The organism is Mannheimia haemolytica, assembly GCF_004342115.1.
GTDB classification, from domain to species: Bacteria; Pseudomonadota; Gammaproteobacteria; order Enterobacterales; family Pasteurellaceae; genus Mannheimia; species Mannheimia haemolytica.
The window spans coordinates 103,214-117,531 of record NZ_SMAC01000002.1; the positions used below are offsets into that span (position 1 = coordinate 103,214).

At 42.0% G+C, this 14,318-nt stretch carries 18 protein-coding genes and 1 tRNA gene; 14 read left to right on the top strand and 5 right to left on the bottom strand.

What is annotated here, in order from left to right:
- Positions 1-11: 11 nt before the first annotated feature.
- Both rluB and EDC41_RS01230 read right to left on the bottom strand, forming a co-directional pair.
- Positions 12-1,079 carry a 23S rRNA pseudouridine(2605) synthase RluB gene (gene rluB, locus EDC41_RS01225; protein WP_006251893.1) on the bottom strand — a complete coding sequence of 356 codons (1,068 nt, stop codon included), beginning with the start codon at positions 1,077-1,079 and terminating at the stop codon, positions 12-14.
- A 145-nt stretch (positions 1,080-1,224) separates the two neighbouring features.
- Positions 1,225-1,842 (bottom strand): L-threonylcarbamoyladenylate synthase, encoded by a 618-nt coding sequence (locus EDC41_RS01230; protein ID WP_006251892.1) that lies wholly within the window; start codon positions 1,840-1,842, stop codon positions 1,225-1,227.
- 141 nt (positions 1,843-1,983) lie between these two features.
- Here EDC41_RS01230 and trpE point away from each other — a divergent pair, with 141 nt between their 5' ends.
- The 6 genes from trpE (at position 1,984) to EDC41_RS01260 (ending at position 6,512) form a co-directional block, all read left to right on the top strand.
- Complete coding sequence (trpE, locus tag EDC41_RS01235) at positions 1,984-3,540, top strand: anthranilate synthase component I (RefSeq protein WP_006251891.1); 1,557 nt, start codon at positions 1,984-1,986, stop codon at positions 3,538-3,540.
- A 9-nt stretch (positions 3,541-3,549) separates the two neighbouring features.
- Positions 3,550-4,140, top strand: a complete 591-nt coding sequence (locus tag EDC41_RS01240) for an aminodeoxychorismate/anthranilate synthase component II (RefSeq protein ID WP_006251890.1) — start codon at positions 3,550-3,552, stop codon at positions 4,138-4,140.
- On the top strand, positions 4,133-4,519 hold the full coding sequence (locus tag EDC41_RS01245; RefSeq protein ID WP_006251889.1) for a tautomerase family protein: 387 nt from the start codon (positions 4,133-4,135) through the stop codon (positions 4,517-4,519). The genes EDC41_RS01240 and EDC41_RS01245 overlap by 8 nt, the downstream gene beginning before the upstream one ends.
- A 17-nt stretch (positions 4,520-4,536) precedes the next feature.
- The gene (trpD, locus tag EDC41_RS01250) at positions 4,537-5,532 is read left to right on the top strand and encodes an anthranilate phosphoribosyltransferase (protein WP_006251888.1); all 996 of its coding nucleotides are present in this window, start codon (positions 4,537-4,539) and stop codon (positions 5,530-5,532) included.
- A gap of 59 nt (positions 5,533-5,591) precedes the next feature.
- On the top strand, positions 5,592-6,347 hold the full coding sequence (locus EDC41_RS01255) for a class I SAM-dependent methyltransferase (RefSeq protein WP_006251887.1): 756 nt from the start codon (positions 5,592-5,594) through the stop codon (positions 6,345-6,347).
- Positions 6,348-6,435: 88 nt separating this feature from the next.
- A tRNA-Asp gene (locus EDC41_RS01260) sits at positions 6,436-6,512 on the top strand.
- 103 nt (positions 6,513-6,615) lie between these two features.
- Here EDC41_RS01260 and EDC41_RS01265 read toward each other — a convergent pair.
- The gene (locus EDC41_RS01265; RefSeq protein ID WP_006249055.1) at positions 6,616-6,999 is read right to left on the bottom strand and encodes a SufE family protein; all 384 of its coding nucleotides are present in this window, start codon (positions 6,997-6,999) and stop codon (positions 6,616-6,618) included.
- 111 nt (positions 7,000-7,110) lie between these two features.
- On the opposite strand from EDC41_RS01265, the gene clpP reads away from it, so the two are divergent.
- From clpP to EDC41_RS01280, 3 genes are read left to right on the top strand one after another with little or no spacing between them, the layout of a single operon-like run.
- A complete protein-coding gene (clpP, locus tag EDC41_RS01270) occupies positions 7,111-7,704 on the top strand; it encodes an ATP-dependent Clp endopeptidase proteolytic subunit ClpP (protein WP_006251885.1) in 594 nt (197 codons plus the stop codon).
- Positions 7,704-8,951, top strand: coding sequence for an ATP-dependent protease ATP-binding subunit ClpX (gene clpX, locus EDC41_RS01275; protein WP_006251884.1), 1,248 nt, complete (start codon positions 7,704-7,706; stop codon positions 8,949-8,951). Before clpP ends, clpX begins: the two co-directional genes overlap by 1 nt.
- A 38-nt stretch (positions 8,952-8,989) precedes the next feature.
- Positions 8,990-9,742 (top strand): Fic family protein, encoded by a 753-nt coding sequence (locus EDC41_RS01280; RefSeq protein WP_006249052.1) that lies wholly within the window; start codon positions 8,990-8,992, stop codon positions 9,740-9,742.
- A 35-nt stretch (positions 9,743-9,777) separates the two neighbouring features.
- Here the strand turns inward: EDC41_RS01280 and EDC41_RS01285 are convergent, their stop codons facing one another.
- On the bottom strand, positions 9,778-10,107 hold the full coding sequence (locus EDC41_RS01285; protein WP_006251883.1) for a hypothetical protein: 330 nt from the start codon (positions 10,105-10,107) through the stop codon (positions 9,778-9,780).
- Between the two features lie 3 nt (positions 10,108-10,110).
- The gene (locus EDC41_RS01290; protein ID WP_006249050.1) at positions 10,111-10,293 is read right to left on the bottom strand and encodes a hypothetical protein; all 183 of its coding nucleotides are present in this window, start codon (positions 10,291-10,293) and stop codon (positions 10,111-10,113) included.
- Between the two features lie 134 nt (positions 10,294-10,427).
- On the opposite strand from EDC41_RS01290, the gene EDC41_RS01295 reads away from it, so the two are divergent.
- From EDC41_RS01295 to EDC41_RS01315, 5 genes are all read left to right on the top strand, one after another.
- Positions 10,428-10,832 (top strand): helix-turn-helix domain-containing protein, encoded by a 405-nt coding sequence (locus tag EDC41_RS01295; RefSeq protein WP_006251882.1) that lies wholly within the window; start codon positions 10,428-10,430, stop codon positions 10,830-10,832.
- A gap of 1 nt (position 10,833) precedes the next feature.
- Positions 10,834-11,835: a tetraacyldisaccharide 4'-kinase gene (gene lpxK, locus EDC41_RS01300; protein ID WP_006251881.1), complete on the top strand. Its 1,002-nt coding sequence runs from the start codon at positions 10,834-10,836 to the stop codon at positions 11,833-11,835.
- A complete protein-coding gene (locus tag EDC41_RS01305; RefSeq protein WP_006249047.1) occupies positions 11,813-11,974 on the top strand; it encodes a Trm112 family protein in 162 nt (53 codons plus the stop codon). The genes lpxK and EDC41_RS01305 overlap by 23 nt, the downstream gene beginning before the upstream one ends.
- An 87-nt stretch (positions 11,975-12,061) precedes the next feature.
- Positions 12,062-13,078 (top strand): UDP-glucose 4-epimerase GalE, encoded by a 1,017-nt coding sequence (galE, locus tag EDC41_RS01310; RefSeq protein ID WP_020831141.1) that lies wholly within the window; start codon positions 12,062-12,064, stop codon positions 13,076-13,078.
- Between the two features lie 59 nt (positions 13,079-13,137).
- Entirely contained in the window at positions 13,138-14,298 is a 1,161-nt protein-coding gene (locus tag EDC41_RS01315) for a hypothetical protein (RefSeq protein WP_006249045.1), read from the top strand.
- The last annotated feature ends 20 nt before the right edge of the window (positions 14,299-14,318 follow it).

Consider the following 14,318-nt stretch of genomic DNA (forward strand, 5'->3'; position numbering starts at 1 on the left):
AAAGATGGTGTTTAGCCACGATATTTTTGATGTTGTTTTACCGCTTTACGAATTTGACGGATATTGGTTCGGCGGCGGTTTACCCCCACTTCCACTTTAGTTTCAGTCTCCGGCGGTAACCCTACCAGCTCACGCAAGTAATTGACTTGTTCTAAGCCCATTTCTTCCCAGCCGCCACGAGGTAAGCCTTTATCTAATTTGATATTGCCGTAACGGATACGAATCAAACGGCTGACTTCTACCCCTTGCGATTCCCACAGGCGGCGAACCTCACGGTTACGCCCTTCGGTTAAAGTCACATCAAACCATTGGTTCAAGCCTGTGCCACCCACAACCTTAATTTGTTTAAAGTTTGCCGGTCCGTCTTCCAACTGAACGCCTTTGCGTAAGCGTTGTAACATCGCATCGTCAATGTTGCCGAACACACGCACCGAATATTCACGTTCGACTTCACGGCTTGGGTGCATTAAACGGTTGGCTAATTCGCCATCGGTAGTGAACAATAATAAGCCTGAGGTGTTAATATCTAACCGCCCGACCGCAATCCAACGAGCGCCACTTAAACGAGGCAAGCGGTCAAATACGGTGGCTCGTCCTTCCGGATCGGAACGGGTGCAAAGTTCCCCTTCCGGTTTGTAATACATTAATACACGGCAGATCTCTTTTTGTGCCGGCATTAAATTAACTAAATGTCCGTCAATGCGGATTTTAGTCGATGAGCTAACCTGCACACGATCACCAAGAGTAGCCATTTTACCGTCCACGCTCACTCGTCCAGCAGCGATAATCTCTTCTAATTCACGGCGAGAACCTTGCCCTGCTCGCGCTAAGATTTTTTGTAGCTTTTCACCTACTACTTTGGCTTTTTTCTCTTGAGATGCCACTTCACTAGCGGTCGTTTTTTCCACTTTTTTTGCAATTCTTTGCGTTAATGGCTTAGAAGTTGGACGTGGTGGTTTTTCTGACGTTTTACCAAATTTGCGTTCAGATTTTTGCTCTTCTTTTTTAAATGAGGGACGGCTTTCACCACGTTTGTCTGCACGGAAAGTCGCAGTTGATTTTTTTTGAAAAGTTGTCATAAGGTTCCTTTTGTCGCTTTCACAAGCGTCTGAATTTGATTTTCATTGTAGGGACAGGTCCTGTGTCTGTCCAAATAACGATATTAATACGGACTGGCACAGCCCCCCTACGCATAATTCTATATATTAATCATACAACATCAATTTAATTAAACGGTGTTGGATCGCCCGATCCTTCTCGAATAATAACCGGCACGTCATCGGTTAAGTCAACTACCGTTGTAGGCTGCTGCCCTAAATAACCACCGTGGATAATTAAATCCACCCGATTTTGCAAATGATCCCGAATTTCATCAGGGTCTGACTCGGTCATTTCCGTCTCCGGCAACATTAACGAGCAAGAAAGAATCGGCTCACCTAAGGCGGAAATTAACGCCAATGCGATCGCATTATCCGGCACACGAATCCCCACTGTTTTACGCTTTGTCATCAGCCTGCGAGGAAGTTCCTTAGTTGCCGGCAGAATAAAAGTATAAGGATTCGGGGTATTATTCTTAATTAAGCGATAGGCTTGATTATTGACCAACGCGTAGATAGAAAGCTCGGATAAATCACTACAAACTAAGGTAAAATTGTGATTTTCCGGCAATTTACGAATTGCTACAATTCTATCCATTGCGTGCTTATCGCCCATTGCACAACCGAGAGCATAGCCTGAATCGGTAGGGTAAACAATTACGCCACCGTTTCGAATAATCTCTACCGCTTGGTTAATTAAGCGTTGCTGTGGGTTGTCGGGGTGGATATAAAAAAATTGTGTCATAGTCTCAAGCCTTCGACTTTCTAAAAATTGGGCTAATTATACACCAAGTTCGCCCAAGCTCGCATAATTATCTGGAATAATTGCTTGACTTCTTTTTAATGTACTAGTTTAATAGTACGAAAAATTGAATAGGAATTTGCTATGCCTCAATTAACGATTACTCAAACAGAATTACCCTATTTTGCCGATACGACCCGTGTTTATTACGCATTATGCGGCGAACGCCCACATACGCTATTATTAGATTCAGCGGAAATTCAAAGTAAAAACAGTGTAAAAAGTTTGCTGTTTGCGAAATCGGCAGTGCATATTTTCTGTGAAGATCAAACCGTGACTTTCCACGCTTTAACCCCAAACGGAGAAGCGGTTTTACCTTTGATTGCAAACGCATTGAGCCTGTTAAACCCTGCTCCGACTTGCAAATTTTTAGACAAAAACGACCGCTTGCAAGCGATTTTCCCAACCATCAGCAACCAGTTAGATGAAGACAGCAAGCTCAAAACCACCACCGTGTTTGACGGGCTAAGAACGGTGAGCCAACTGTTTGCTGATTCCACATCGCCTATCTATTTGGGCGGATTATTTAGCTACGATTTGGTAACAAATTTTATTCCGATGGAAAATATCAGCCTGCAAGATGATGGCTTAAGTTGCCCAGATTACACTTTCTATTTAGCAGAGCAACTGGTTACAATCGACCACCAAACCGAAACTGCGGTGCTAAACACCTTCTGTTTTGAACCGAATGAACAAACCAATTTGAACCAACAAGCGGTCGAATTTACGCAAAAACTTGCAAATCTGTCACATATTGAACTGCCTCTAGCGAACCAAACCGCAACGAGTGAGGCAACCGCCAATATTGAAGATGAAGATTTCAAAGCGATTATCCGCAAACTCAAACACCATATTAATATCGGTGATGTGTTCCAAATTGTGCCCTCTCGCCGTTTCAGCTTGCCTTGCCCGAATACTCTTGCCAGCTATAAACAGCTCAAAATCAACAATCCAAGCCCGTATATGTTCTATATGCAGGGCGAAAATTTCACTCTGTTTGGGGCGTCGCCTGAAAGTGCGTTGAAATATTCGCAAGCCAACCGCCAGTTGGAAATTTACCCGATTGCCGGCTCTCGCCCACGCGGTTTTGATGAACAAGGTAATATCGATCCTGAATTAGATTCCCGTTTGGAATTAGAACTGCGTTTAGACCAAAAAGAGCTTGCCGAACATTTAATGTTAGTCGATCTTGCCCGCAATGATGTGGCTCGTGTGAGCGAATCCGGCACTCGCCGTGTGGTTGATTTAATGCAAATTGACCGCTATTCGCAAATTATGCACTTAGTTTCTCGTGTGATCGGCACACTTAGAAAAGATCTTGACGCTCTGCACGCTTATCAAGCTTGTATGAATATGGGAACGCTAACTGGTGCTCCGAAAATTAAGGCAATGCAACTGATCTACCAAGTCGAGCAACAAAAACGCCATAGCTACGGCGGTGCGGTGGGCTATTTAACCTCAGACGGCAATTTAGATACCTGTATCGTGATCCGTTCCGCCTTTGTTCAAAATGGCATTGCCTATGTGCAAGCTGGTTGTGGTGAGGTGCTGGATTCCGATCCACAATTAGAGGCAGATGAAACACGCCATAAAGCACGCGCGGTGTTAAAAGCGATTGGGCAGGTGAATGCAAAAGCATAAGGACAAACTATGGCAAATATTCTTTTTATTGATAATTTCGACTCTTTTACCTATAACTTGGTCGATCAATTTCGTGAATTAGGGCATCAGGTAACGATTTTCCGCAATGATTATCCGCTTGAGGATTTTTTAGCCAAAGCTGAAACCACCGAAAATTGTTTGGTTGCCCTTTCCCCCGGCCCGGGTAATCCGGCTGAGGCAGGCAATTTATTGGAAATTATTCGCCGTCTGAAAGACAAAGTACCGATGATTGGCATTTGTTTAGGACATCAAGCTCTAATTGAGGCCTTTGGCGGCAAAGTAGTGCATACCGGCACAGTATTGCACGGCAAAGTTTCTCGTATTGAACACGATAACCAAGCGATGTTTTCAGGCATTAACAATCCAATGCCTGTCGCTCGTTATCACTCATTAATGGGCGATGAATTACCGGCAGAATTTATCGTTAATGCGAAATTTGAACATATTGTGATGGCAATTCGCCACAAAACCTTACCGATTTGCGGTTTCCAGTTCCACCCGGAATCCATTTTAACCGTGCAAGGCACAAAATTACTTAAGCAGTCGGTGGAATGGTTATTAGGAGAAAAAAATGATTAGTGTATATGGATTAAAACAAACCTTAGCAGACCGCAGAGCCCTGATTGCAGACGTGATTTTTGACTGTATGCAAATGAGCCTTGGCGTACCAAAACAACGCCACGCTTTGCGTTTTGACTTATTGGATGCGGAAAATTTCTATCCCCCAATTAACCGTAGCCAAGATTTTATTGTGATTGAAATAAACCTGATGCAAGGGCGGAGCGAACAGCTCAAAAAACGCTTAATTAAAGGACTATTTAGTGCCTTACACACCAAAGTCGGCATTGTGCCGATGGACGTTGAAATCACCATTAAAGAACAGCCAGAGCATTGCTGGGGCTTTCGTGGAATGACCGGCAACGAGGCAACCGATTTGGAATATCAGGTACATCGCTAATTAAAAAGGAAGAGACTATGCAAGCACTTTTAGATAAATTATTCGCCAACCAAGCCTTAGCCCAAGCGGAATCTCACCGTTTTTTTAGTGAAGTTATTAAAGGCAATGTATCAAATGAACAACTTGCTGCTGCCTTAATCGCTCTAAAACTGCGTGGCGAAACCGTTGATGAAATTGCAGGTGCTGCAAAAGCCGCACTTGAAAATGCCAATCCGTTCTCAACGCCTGATTACCCTTTTGCGGATATTGTCGGCACAGGTGGCGATGGGCATAATACCATCAACATTTCTACCACAAGTGCGATTGTTGCCGCCACAATGGGCTATAAAATTGCCAAACACGGCAACCGTAGCGTATCAAGTAAAACCGGCTCAAGCGATGTATTAAGCCATTTAGGTATTAATGTTGACGTTTCACCTGAAACGGCACGCCTTGCTTTAGATGAAACCAACATCTGCTTTTTGTTTGCCCCAACCTACCACAGCGGATTCAAATATGCCGCTCCTGTTCGCCAAGCCTTAAAAACCCGCACGATTTTCAATATTTTAGGGCCGTTGGTAAACCCGGCTCACGCTAAACGCCAATTACTCGGTGTGTACTCCCCTGAGTTAGTGAAAGTCTATGCTGAAACCGTAAAAGCCTTAGGTTACGAACACACTATTGTGGTACACGGTGCAGGTTTAGATGAAGTTGCCGTTCACGGCGAAACGCAGGTTGCGGAAATTCAAAACGGACAGATCGACTATTACACCTTAACGCCGGAAGATTTCGGCATTGAACGCCATTCGTTAGAAGATCTCAAAGGCGGTGAACCTGCAGAAAATGCCGAAAAAGCAACCGCTATTTTACAAGGAAAAGGTAAACTGGCTCATATTGATGCGGTGGCAGCAAATGTCGCATTATTAATGAAAACCTTTGGAGAAGATGATTTAAAAGCCAATGTGCAAAAAGTAAAAGAAACGCTTGAGAGTGGAAAAGCGTTAGAAACTTTGCGAAAATTATCGACTTACTAATCATATCGTAGTGGCGGGTTTTAACCCGCCTTATTTTATATTTGTTTAAAGGCTATTAAGTGAAAAAAAGCATTTACGACACTCCGATTTTCTTTGAGCGTTACCAACAACTTCGACAAAATCCAATAAGTATGAATGAAGTGGTGGAAAAGCCAACAATGTTCTCTCTACTGCCAGACTTAACCGGCAAAAAAGTGCTGGATTTAGGTTGTGGCACAGGAGTTCATTTAGCCCATTATTTAACGCTCGGTGCAGAAAAAGTGGTGGGGTTGGATTTATCTGAATTAATGCTACAACAGGCAGAAAGCGATCTTTCTGCTCATTGGCAAAAAGGCAACGATTTTTCCCTTTACTGCCTGCCGATGGAGCGATTAAATGAGATCAGCGAGGGCGATTTCGATGTAGTAACCAGCTCTTTTGCGTTTCATTATATTGCTGATTTTTCCGAACTACTTGCAAAAATTTCGCAAAAAATGACTGCTTGTGGCACGCTGATTTTCTCGCAAGAACACCCGATTGTCACCTGTTACCGAGAAGGCTATCGTTGGGAGAAAAACCAAGAAAAACAACAAGTTGCTTACCGCTTGAACTATTATCGGGAAGAGGGCGAACGGGACAGAAGTTGGTTTCAACAACCCTTTAAAACCTACCACCGCACAATGGCAACCATTGTGAATAACCTTATTCAAGGCGGGTTTGAGATTGTGCAAATGGAAGAACCAATGCTGGCAGACCAACCTCGGTGGCACAATGAATTTAAAGATTTACAGCACCGTCCGCCGTTGCTGTTTATCAAGGCGATCAAGCAGAAATAAAGTGGTTATTTTACAACCAATTAAACACTATTTTGCAAAAACTATTTGCTCAATGTTGAGGAAACCACTATTATTTTAGCACCAGTACGGAGCGGTAGTTCAGCTGGTTAGAATACCTGCCTGTCACGCAGGGGGTCGCGGGTTCGAGTCCCGTCCGTTCCGCCAACAAATTTAAGCCTCTGAGAAATCAGAGGTTTTTTATATTCCCCTCTCCCGAATAAAATCCTGCGGATTTTATTTACCCTCGCCCCTTGTGGGAGAGGGTAAATTACAAATTCATCATTATATGTTTCTGTAACTGACCCAACCCATTTAACCTTGTGCTGGTTAAATTTTGTGAAATTTTTAGCTCATCAAACATCGTTTTTAAGTCAAAGCCTTTCAGCTCTTCTGCCGTTTTTTCAGTTAAAGCTACACTCACAATAAATAAAATCCCCTGCATTAAACGGGCATCGCTATATGCCACTACTTTTCGTGGCTCAGCTTGAAATTCAAACCATAAACGGCTTTCACAGCCCTCAATTTCCGCTATTTGTGCCAACTCTTGCTCACTTGGTTTTGGTAACAAGCGACTTAGCTGAATTAACAAGCGGTATCTTTCTTCCCACGATTTACAACGTTCAAATTTTTGGTAAATTTCTGTTAATGTCATAATTTCCTCATCATTTGCAAAAGATTTTAACAATCTGACCGCTTGTTGTTAATGATTTTCTGAAAATTTGCTAGAATAGCGAGATTTTGTATTACGACAGAGGAAAACAAAATGGCATTAGTCCCAATGGTGGTGGAACAGACCTCAAAAGGCGAACGTTCTTACGACATTTATTCACGTTTATTAAAAGAACGTATTATTTTTTTAAACGGTCAGGTGGAAGACAATATGGCAAACCTGATTGTGGCACAACTTCTGTTTTTAGAAGCCGAAGATCCGGAAAAAGACATCTATTTATACATTAACTCACCGGGTGGCGTGGTAACAGCAGGCTTGGCAATTTACGATACAATGAACTTCATCAAACCCGATGTAGCAACCCTTTGCACAGGGCAAGCGGCTTCAATGGGGGCATTTTTGCTTTCAGCCGGGGCAAAAGGTAAACGCTTTGCTCTGCCGCACGCTCGTATTATGATTCACCAACCTTTAGGTGGAGCGAGAGGTCAAGCAACCGATATTCAAATTCAAGCGGAAGAAATTTTACGCTTGAAAGCTACCCTTACCCACCGTATGGCAGAACACAGCGGTCAGAGCTATGAAAAAGTGTTAGCCGATACCGAGCGTGATAATTTTATGTCTGCGGAAGAAGCCGCTGAGTATGGCTTAATCGACAAAGTATTAACTTCTCGCAGTGAGGTGGCGTAATGGCATTTGAAAAAGAACCCCACTGTAGTTTTTGCGGTAAAAAACGTACCGAAGTCGATCAATTAGTCGAAGGCACAGAAGGCTATATTTGTAATGAATGTATCGAGGAATCCTACGCCTTATTACACGGTGAAGAAGAGCCGTTAATTGATGAAAACCAAGACGATGAAGGCAGTTTTTTCACCAATGTGCCGACACCTCACGAATTACACGCTCATTTAGATGATTATGTCATCGGTCAAGAACACGCGAAAAAAGTGCTTTCGGTGGCCGTTTATAACCACTACAAACGCTTAAGAAGTGCATTGTCAAACCATCAAACCACTAATGGCGTAGAGTTAGGTAAAAGTAATATTTTATTAATCGGGCCGACCGGTAGCGGTAAAACCTTGTTGGCAGAAACCCTTGCCCGCCGTTTAAACGTACCTTTTGCGGTAGCTGATGCTACTACCCTTACCCAAGCAGGCTATGTGGGAGAAGATGTCGAAAACGTGATTCAAAAATTATTAATGAAATGCGATTTTGAAGCCGAACAAGCGGAACGAGGCATTGTTTTTATTGATGAAATCGACAAAATCACCCGTAAATCGGAAAGTGCATCCATTACCCGTGATGTATCGGGCGAAGGTGTTCAACAAGCCTTATTAAAACTACTTGAAGGCACGGTGGCGAACATTAACCCACAAGGCGGTCGCAAACACCCGAAAGGCGAAACCATTCCGGTGGACACCTCCAAAATTCTCTTTATTTGCGGCGGTGCTTTTGCCGGTTTAGATAAAATCGTGGAAGCCCGTACCAACACTCAAGGTGGTATCGGTTTTGCAGCGGCATTGAAAAAAGATAAAGATCGCCAAGATTTAACCGAGCTATTCAAACAAGTTGAACCGGAAGATTTAGTCAAATTCGGCTTAATTCCTGAATTAATCGGGCGTTTACCGGTGGTGACTCCGCTGCAAGAATTGGACGAAGAAGCTCTGATTCAAATCTTAACCGAGCCGAAAAATGCGATCATCAAGCAATATCAAGCCTTATTCGAAATGGAAGGCGTTGAATTGCACTTCACCAAAGATGCATTAATTTCAATTGCCCAAAAAGCGATTAGCCGCAAAACCGGGGCTCGTGGGTTACGTTCTATTGTCGAGAACTTATTACTTGACACAATGTACGATCTCCCAACCCTCAATGCGAAAAAAGTCACCATCGGCAAAGGCTGTGTTGAAAACGGCGATAAGCCGAAGGTGGAGTAACAATGACAAGCGGTTTAATTTTTTAGGATTATTGCAAAATGGCTTATAAACCACCTTTTACAGTTACCACTAAAATGCTGAATCTGGTTGTAGAAATTTCTCATAAATTGGGAACGCTACAATTGGATTTTGAGCGTAATTTACATCTTAGAAAAAATAACCGCTTGAGATCAATTCAAGCCTCTTTAGCTATTGAGGCAAATTCATTAACGATTGAGCAAGTTACCGCAATCATTAAGGGCAAAAAGGTTCTCGGACACCCCAAAGATATTCGTGAAGTCAAAAATGCCTATGACGCTTACGATGAAATGATGCACTATAATCCTTACTCGATTAAAGATTTTCTCAAAGCACATAAGTTTCTTACTGCTGACTTAGTAAATGACGCAGGGGCTTTTCGTTCAAAAGATGTCGGCATTTATAATTTCAGTGGGCAACTTGTGCATATGGGGGCTCGTCCTCAATTCGTAGAGAATTTGATTAATGAGTTGTTCTCTTGGGCTAAACAAGATGATACACCTGCACTCATTAAAAGCTCGGTTATGCACTATGAAATAGAAATGATTCACCCCTTTAGTGATGGAAACGGCAGAATGGGTCGATTATGGCAAAATGTCCTTTTAGCACAATGGAACCCACTTTTCGCTTGGTTGCCGATTGAAACAATGGTTTACGAAAATCAACAACGTTATTATCAAATGCTTTCTCTCGCAGACAGCCAAAATGATTCTACCGGCTTTATTGAGTTTATGTTGGAGATGATTTTAGAGACATTATTAAAATTAAAATAACACCACTTAATTCCAAAGTGGTGTTACTCATAAAATTACTGTATGTATTTAGCACAATTTTGTAATATTTCACGAGGTAAATTAGACATAATCTCAATCCGTCTATCACGGGTTAAATATTGCGGCTTAGTGTTTGCCAAAGGGTAGTCTTTGACTTCATCTCGAGTCAGTTGTTTAGCAAACATTCTACCAGTGCACATAGCATAATCATACGGTGTATTTCTATCACTTCTTACTATTTCTTCTGCAAAATGTTTTGCGATAAATTCTCTTCGCTCTTTATCTGAAGCTGAGTACCACTCATCTAAATTAGAATAAGCAACATTACTTAATGTCATAAAAGCAAAAAATAAATATTTTTTCATAATCTATCCAAATAAATACATAAGTCCACGAACAATACCTAACGGGAAAATAATTATATCCATAAGAGATAACATATTCTCCCCAAATTGATAGTCTTTATATGCTGCATAAAGAGGCAAAATTACTGATGCAGCTGACGCTAAAATACCTAGCATTCCATATAATGGATTATATTGATTATTCATGAATGTTTCTTCTCCTGTGAGCTTAAGATAAAATTTACTCTATTCTAAATTGCTCAATAAACTGCTACAATCCACAAAATTTATCCTTTACCACATCAAGTTATATCCCAACTCCCACAATCTATAGGTGTTATATGAAAGTACACGAAAAAATCAAATTACTGCGAGAAAATAATCATTGGACACAAGATGAAATGGCTCAAAAATTAAGTATGACAACCAAAGGTTATGCAAAAATAGAACGTGGTGAAACTATCTCTAATTTACCGAAAATAGAACAAATCGCAGAAATATTTAATATGGATATTTGCGAATTATTATCCTATGGGGAAGAAGGAAAAATTTACATAAATAATACAGATAATAATCTCACTAATTCATTTATCTCATTAGGAAATGGAGTAGAAGAAATTCAACGTTTACAACTTATTATCTCCCACAAAGATGAATTATTAGCCCATAAAGAAGAAATTATCGAAAACCAAAAACGTGAATTAGCCTTATTACGAGATTTAGTTGAAACACTTAAAAATAAATAATATGAAAATCTGGCAAACAAAATCCCTTATCACTTGGCTGCTTTCGCCGCTTTCGTTGCTGTTTTGGCTGATTAGTCAAGCTCGCAAGCGGTTATATTCTCTGAATATTTTGCAATCGTACCGTTCGCCTTTGCCTGTGCTGGTAGTCGGTAATATCTCGGTTGGAGGCAACGGCAAAACGCCAGTGGTGGTTTGGCTGGTAGAGCAATTGCAACAGCGTGGCGTGAAAGTAGGTGTGATTTCCCGAGGCTATGGCGGTAAAGCGAAAACGTTTCCGCAATTAGTTACCCGAGAAAGTTCTGCTGAAATGGTGGGTGATGAACCGGTTCTGATTGTTCAGCGAACCAATGTGCCTTTGGCTATTTCTCCAAACCGCCAACAAAGCATTGAATTACTATTAAGTCAGTTTGAGCCGGACATCATCATCACCGATGATGGCTTGCAACACTATGCCCTACAGCGAGATATGGAATGGGTGGTGGTTGATGGCGTAAGGCGTTTCGGTAACGGTTTTGTGCTGCCGGCGGGCGGATTGCGTGAATTACCGAGCCGTTTAAACTCCGTGCAAGCGGTTATTTGCAACGGCGGCACACCGCAAGCTAACGAGCATTTAATGACGCTTGAACCGTCTGATGCAATTAATTTAGTCACCAATCAACGCAAGCCATTAAGCGAATTTACCCAACCCTGTGTGGCGATTGCCGGTATCGGTCACCCACCACGCTTTTTTACGATGTTAGAAAAATTAGGCATTCCGCTTGCCAAAACTCAAGGCTTTGCCGATCATCAAGCCTTTGATAAGGCTCAGCTGGCTCAATTTGCTGATAGCCAAACGCCGTTATTAATGACCGAGAAAGATGCGGTAAAATGCCACGATTTTGCACAGCCAAATTGGTGGTATGTACCGGTTTCTGCAACATTTTCAGAAAAATCGACCGCTTGTTTGTTAGCCCCGATTCTACAAAAACTAGGAAAAGAAGATGAACGAAACACTACTCAATAACCTCGTCTGCCCTGTCTCTAATGAAAAATTAGAATGGGACAAAGAGAACAACCGATTAATTAACCCTAAGCTCAATATTGCTTACCCGATTAAAAACGGCATTCCGGAATTACTGCCGGAAGCCGGAGTGGCATTATAAACTGAATAAATATTAGCAAGCCTGATTAAATCGGGTAAAATAGCAACAATAACCTTGGTTCGTATTAATTTTATAGAGGAACATAAAATGGCAATTTTAGTTACAGGTGGTGCAGGCTACATCGGTTCACATACATTAGTTGAATTATTAAACGAAAATCGTGAAATCGTGGTGTTAGATAATCTTTCTAATTCCTCTGAAGTATCACTTGAGCGTGTGAAGCAGATCACCGGCAAGAGCGTAAAATTCTATCAAGGCGATATTTTAGATCGTGATATTTTACGCAAAATTTTTGCGGAAAATCAGATTGAATCGGTAATTCACTTTGCCGGTTTAAAAGCTGTAGGCGAAAGCGTCAGAGAACCGCTACGTTACTATCAAAACAATGTAACCGGCTCGATTGTATTGGTAGAAGAGATGCTAAAAGCCAATGTGAATACCATTGTGTTTAGTTCATCGGCGACCGTTTATGGTGATCCGCAGATTATCCCGATTGTGGAATCTTGCCCTGTCGGTGGCACAACCAACCCTTACGGTACGTCCAAATATATGGTTGAACGCATTCTTGAAGATACCGTTAAAGCCTTCCCACAATTAAGTGCGGTAGTATTGCGTTACTTCAACCCGGTAGGGGCTCACGAAAGCGGTTTAATCGGTGAAGATCCAAACGGTATCCCAAATAACTTAATGCCGTTTATCAGCCAAGTGGCTGTGGGCAAATTACCTCAATTATCGGTGTTTGGTGGCGATTATAATACTCACGATGGCACAGGTGTGCGTGATTATATCCACGTGGTAGATTTAGCACTTGGTCACTTAAAAGCCTTAGACAAGCACCAAAATGATGCCGGTTTCCACATTTACAATTTAGGCACAGGAACAGGTTATTCGGTGCTAGATATGGTAAAAGCCTTTGAAGCCGCAAATGGCATTACTATTCCATACAAAGTGGTAGATCGCCGCCCGGGCGATATTGCCGTTTGCTACTCCGCTCCACAAAAAGCGTTAGAGCAACTGGGTTGGAAAACCGAGCGTGGGCTAGAACAAATGATGAAAGACACTTGGAATTGGCAAAAAAATAACCCGAATGGTTATAAAGGCTAAAGCGTAAAGGGAGATAACATCTCCCTTTATCATTTAAATCTTCTTTTTAGGTAACGCTAATGAAAAAATCTATTCTGTTAATCTTAAGCTTGTTCTCCGCTTCTTTGTTTGCTGATGTTCAGCTTTCTCCACTCCCACTTCCCCAAATTGGCAAAGTAAGCCAATTTGACCTTTCAGAACAAGGCGAATTAGTGGTAATTAACCAACAAAAACAATTATGGAGAGTCACACAACAAGCTCAAAAACTGGCAGATGGAGTTTCCACCGAGATTGAACCTAAAGCTCAATACCAACGAATTGCGTTAGCGGATCAAAACGGGCATTTTATGCTGTGGACGGCTGATAAAATCTATACCTCCAACATTCCCCTTGCCCCGAAAGCTACAATGACCGCCCTTAATTTTGCCACCATTGCCGTGACCAAACAAAACGGACAATTTAAGTTAGCCAGAATTGAAACGCAAGGAAACCAAGCCACTATTACTGCCACCGCAGAAACCGAGGTGTTGCCTGATGCTCACCCTCTGCAAATTGATTTTGATGCCGAAACACCTAACCAAGGGCATATTGCTGTACTTGCAAAGCCTGATGATTTTACATATCAACACGGTGTATTAGGCGATGATGTAGAGGCAGGCGAAATTCAATTTCTAGAACGCCATACCCTAAACCCCTTAGCAGAAAAACTCACCCAACAAGGGCGAGTATTTGAAGCCAACCGCTGGGCGACTTTCACAGAAAATGGAAAAACCAAGATCGTTTCTGTTATCTCTGGCGATGGCAATGGGGCCAGCACTGTTGTGATTGGCGTTAAAGACGGAAAATTATCAATAGAAGCCGAAAGTGAGCCGCTGTCGACTAACCGTTGGCAATCGCCGTTTATCTTTAACCGCAAGCTCTATGCAATCCAAATGCCACATCTAAAAGGCAATTTGGTTGAATACAGCCTGAAAGGAAACCAATTAGCTGAACGTTTTATTACCTCCGGCTTAAGCAATCACCGCTATGGTGATCACGAAACCAATTTAGTGGCGACAACAGAGACTTTCGCACTGATACCCCAAATGGGCTATCAACAAGTTGTTGTGTTGGATAAAACAGGCAAGATCACTGAATTGCCAACCGCCCTGCCAGCTGGAATTAAACAAACCAAAGCCGATTCCAACAAAGCCTATTTATTATTAAAAAATGGCGAGATTTGGGTGGCTGAAGAGAAGTAAAACTATAAGGAGGTATAGCT

Coding starts and splice junctions, on each gene's coding strand:
- EDC41_RS01305 (WP_006249047.1), top strand. CDS start 11,813: ATGAACGAAACACTACTCAATAACCTCGTCTGCCCTGTCTCTAATGAA.
- lpxK (WP_006251881.1), top strand. CDS start 10,834: ATGAAAATCTGGCAAACAAAATCCCTTATCACTTGGCTGCTTTCGCCG.
- trpD (WP_006251888.1), top strand. CDS start 4,537: ATGCAAGCACTTTTAGATAAATTATTCGCCAACCAAGCCTTAGCCCAA.
- trpE (WP_006251891.1), top strand. CDS start 1,984: ATGCCTCAATTAACGATTACTCAAACAGAATTACCCTATTTTGCCGAT.
- EDC41_RS01280 (WP_006249052.1), top strand. CDS start 8,990: ATGGCTTATAAACCACCTTTTACAGTTACCACTAAAATGCTGAATCTG.
- EDC41_RS01315 (WP_006249045.1), top strand. CDS start 13,138: ATGAAAAAATCTATTCTGTTAATCTTAAGCTTGTTCTCCGCTTCTTTG.
- EDC41_RS01285 (WP_006251883.1), bottom strand. CDS start 10,107: ATGAAAAAATATTTATTTTTTGCTTTTATGACATTAAGTAATGTTGCT.
- EDC41_RS01290 (WP_006249050.1), bottom strand. CDS start 10,293: ATGAATAATCAATATAATCCATTATATGGAATGCTAGGTATTTTAGCG.
- clpX (WP_006251884.1), top strand. CDS start 7,704: ATGGCATTTGAAAAAGAACCCCACTGTAGTTTTTGCGGTAAAAAACGT.
- galE (WP_020831141.1), top strand. CDS start 12,062: ATGGCAATTTTAGTTACAGGTGGTGCAGGCTACATCGGTTCACATACA.
- rluB (WP_006251893.1), bottom strand. CDS start 1,079: ATGACAACTTTTCAAAAAAAATCAACTGCGACTTTCCGTGCAGACAAA.
- EDC41_RS01230 (WP_006251892.1), bottom strand. CDS start 1,842: ATGACACAATTTTTTTATATCCACCCCGACAACCCACAGCAACGCTTA.
- clpP (WP_006251885.1), top strand. CDS start 7,111: ATGGCATTAGTCCCAATGGTGGTGGAACAGACCTCAAAAGGCGAACGT.
- EDC41_RS01245 (WP_006251889.1), top strand. CDS start 4,133: ATGATTAGTGTATATGGATTAAAACAAACCTTAGCAGACCGCAGAGCC.
- EDC41_RS01295 (WP_006251882.1), top strand. CDS start 10,428: ATGAAAGTACACGAAAAAATCAAATTACTGCGAGAAAATAATCATTGG.
- EDC41_RS01265 (WP_006249055.1), bottom strand. CDS start 6,999: ATGACATTAACAGAAATTTACCAAAAATTTGAACGTTGTAAATCGTGG.
- EDC41_RS01240 (WP_006251890.1), top strand. CDS start 3,550: ATGGCAAATATTCTTTTTATTGATAATTTCGACTCTTTTACCTATAAC.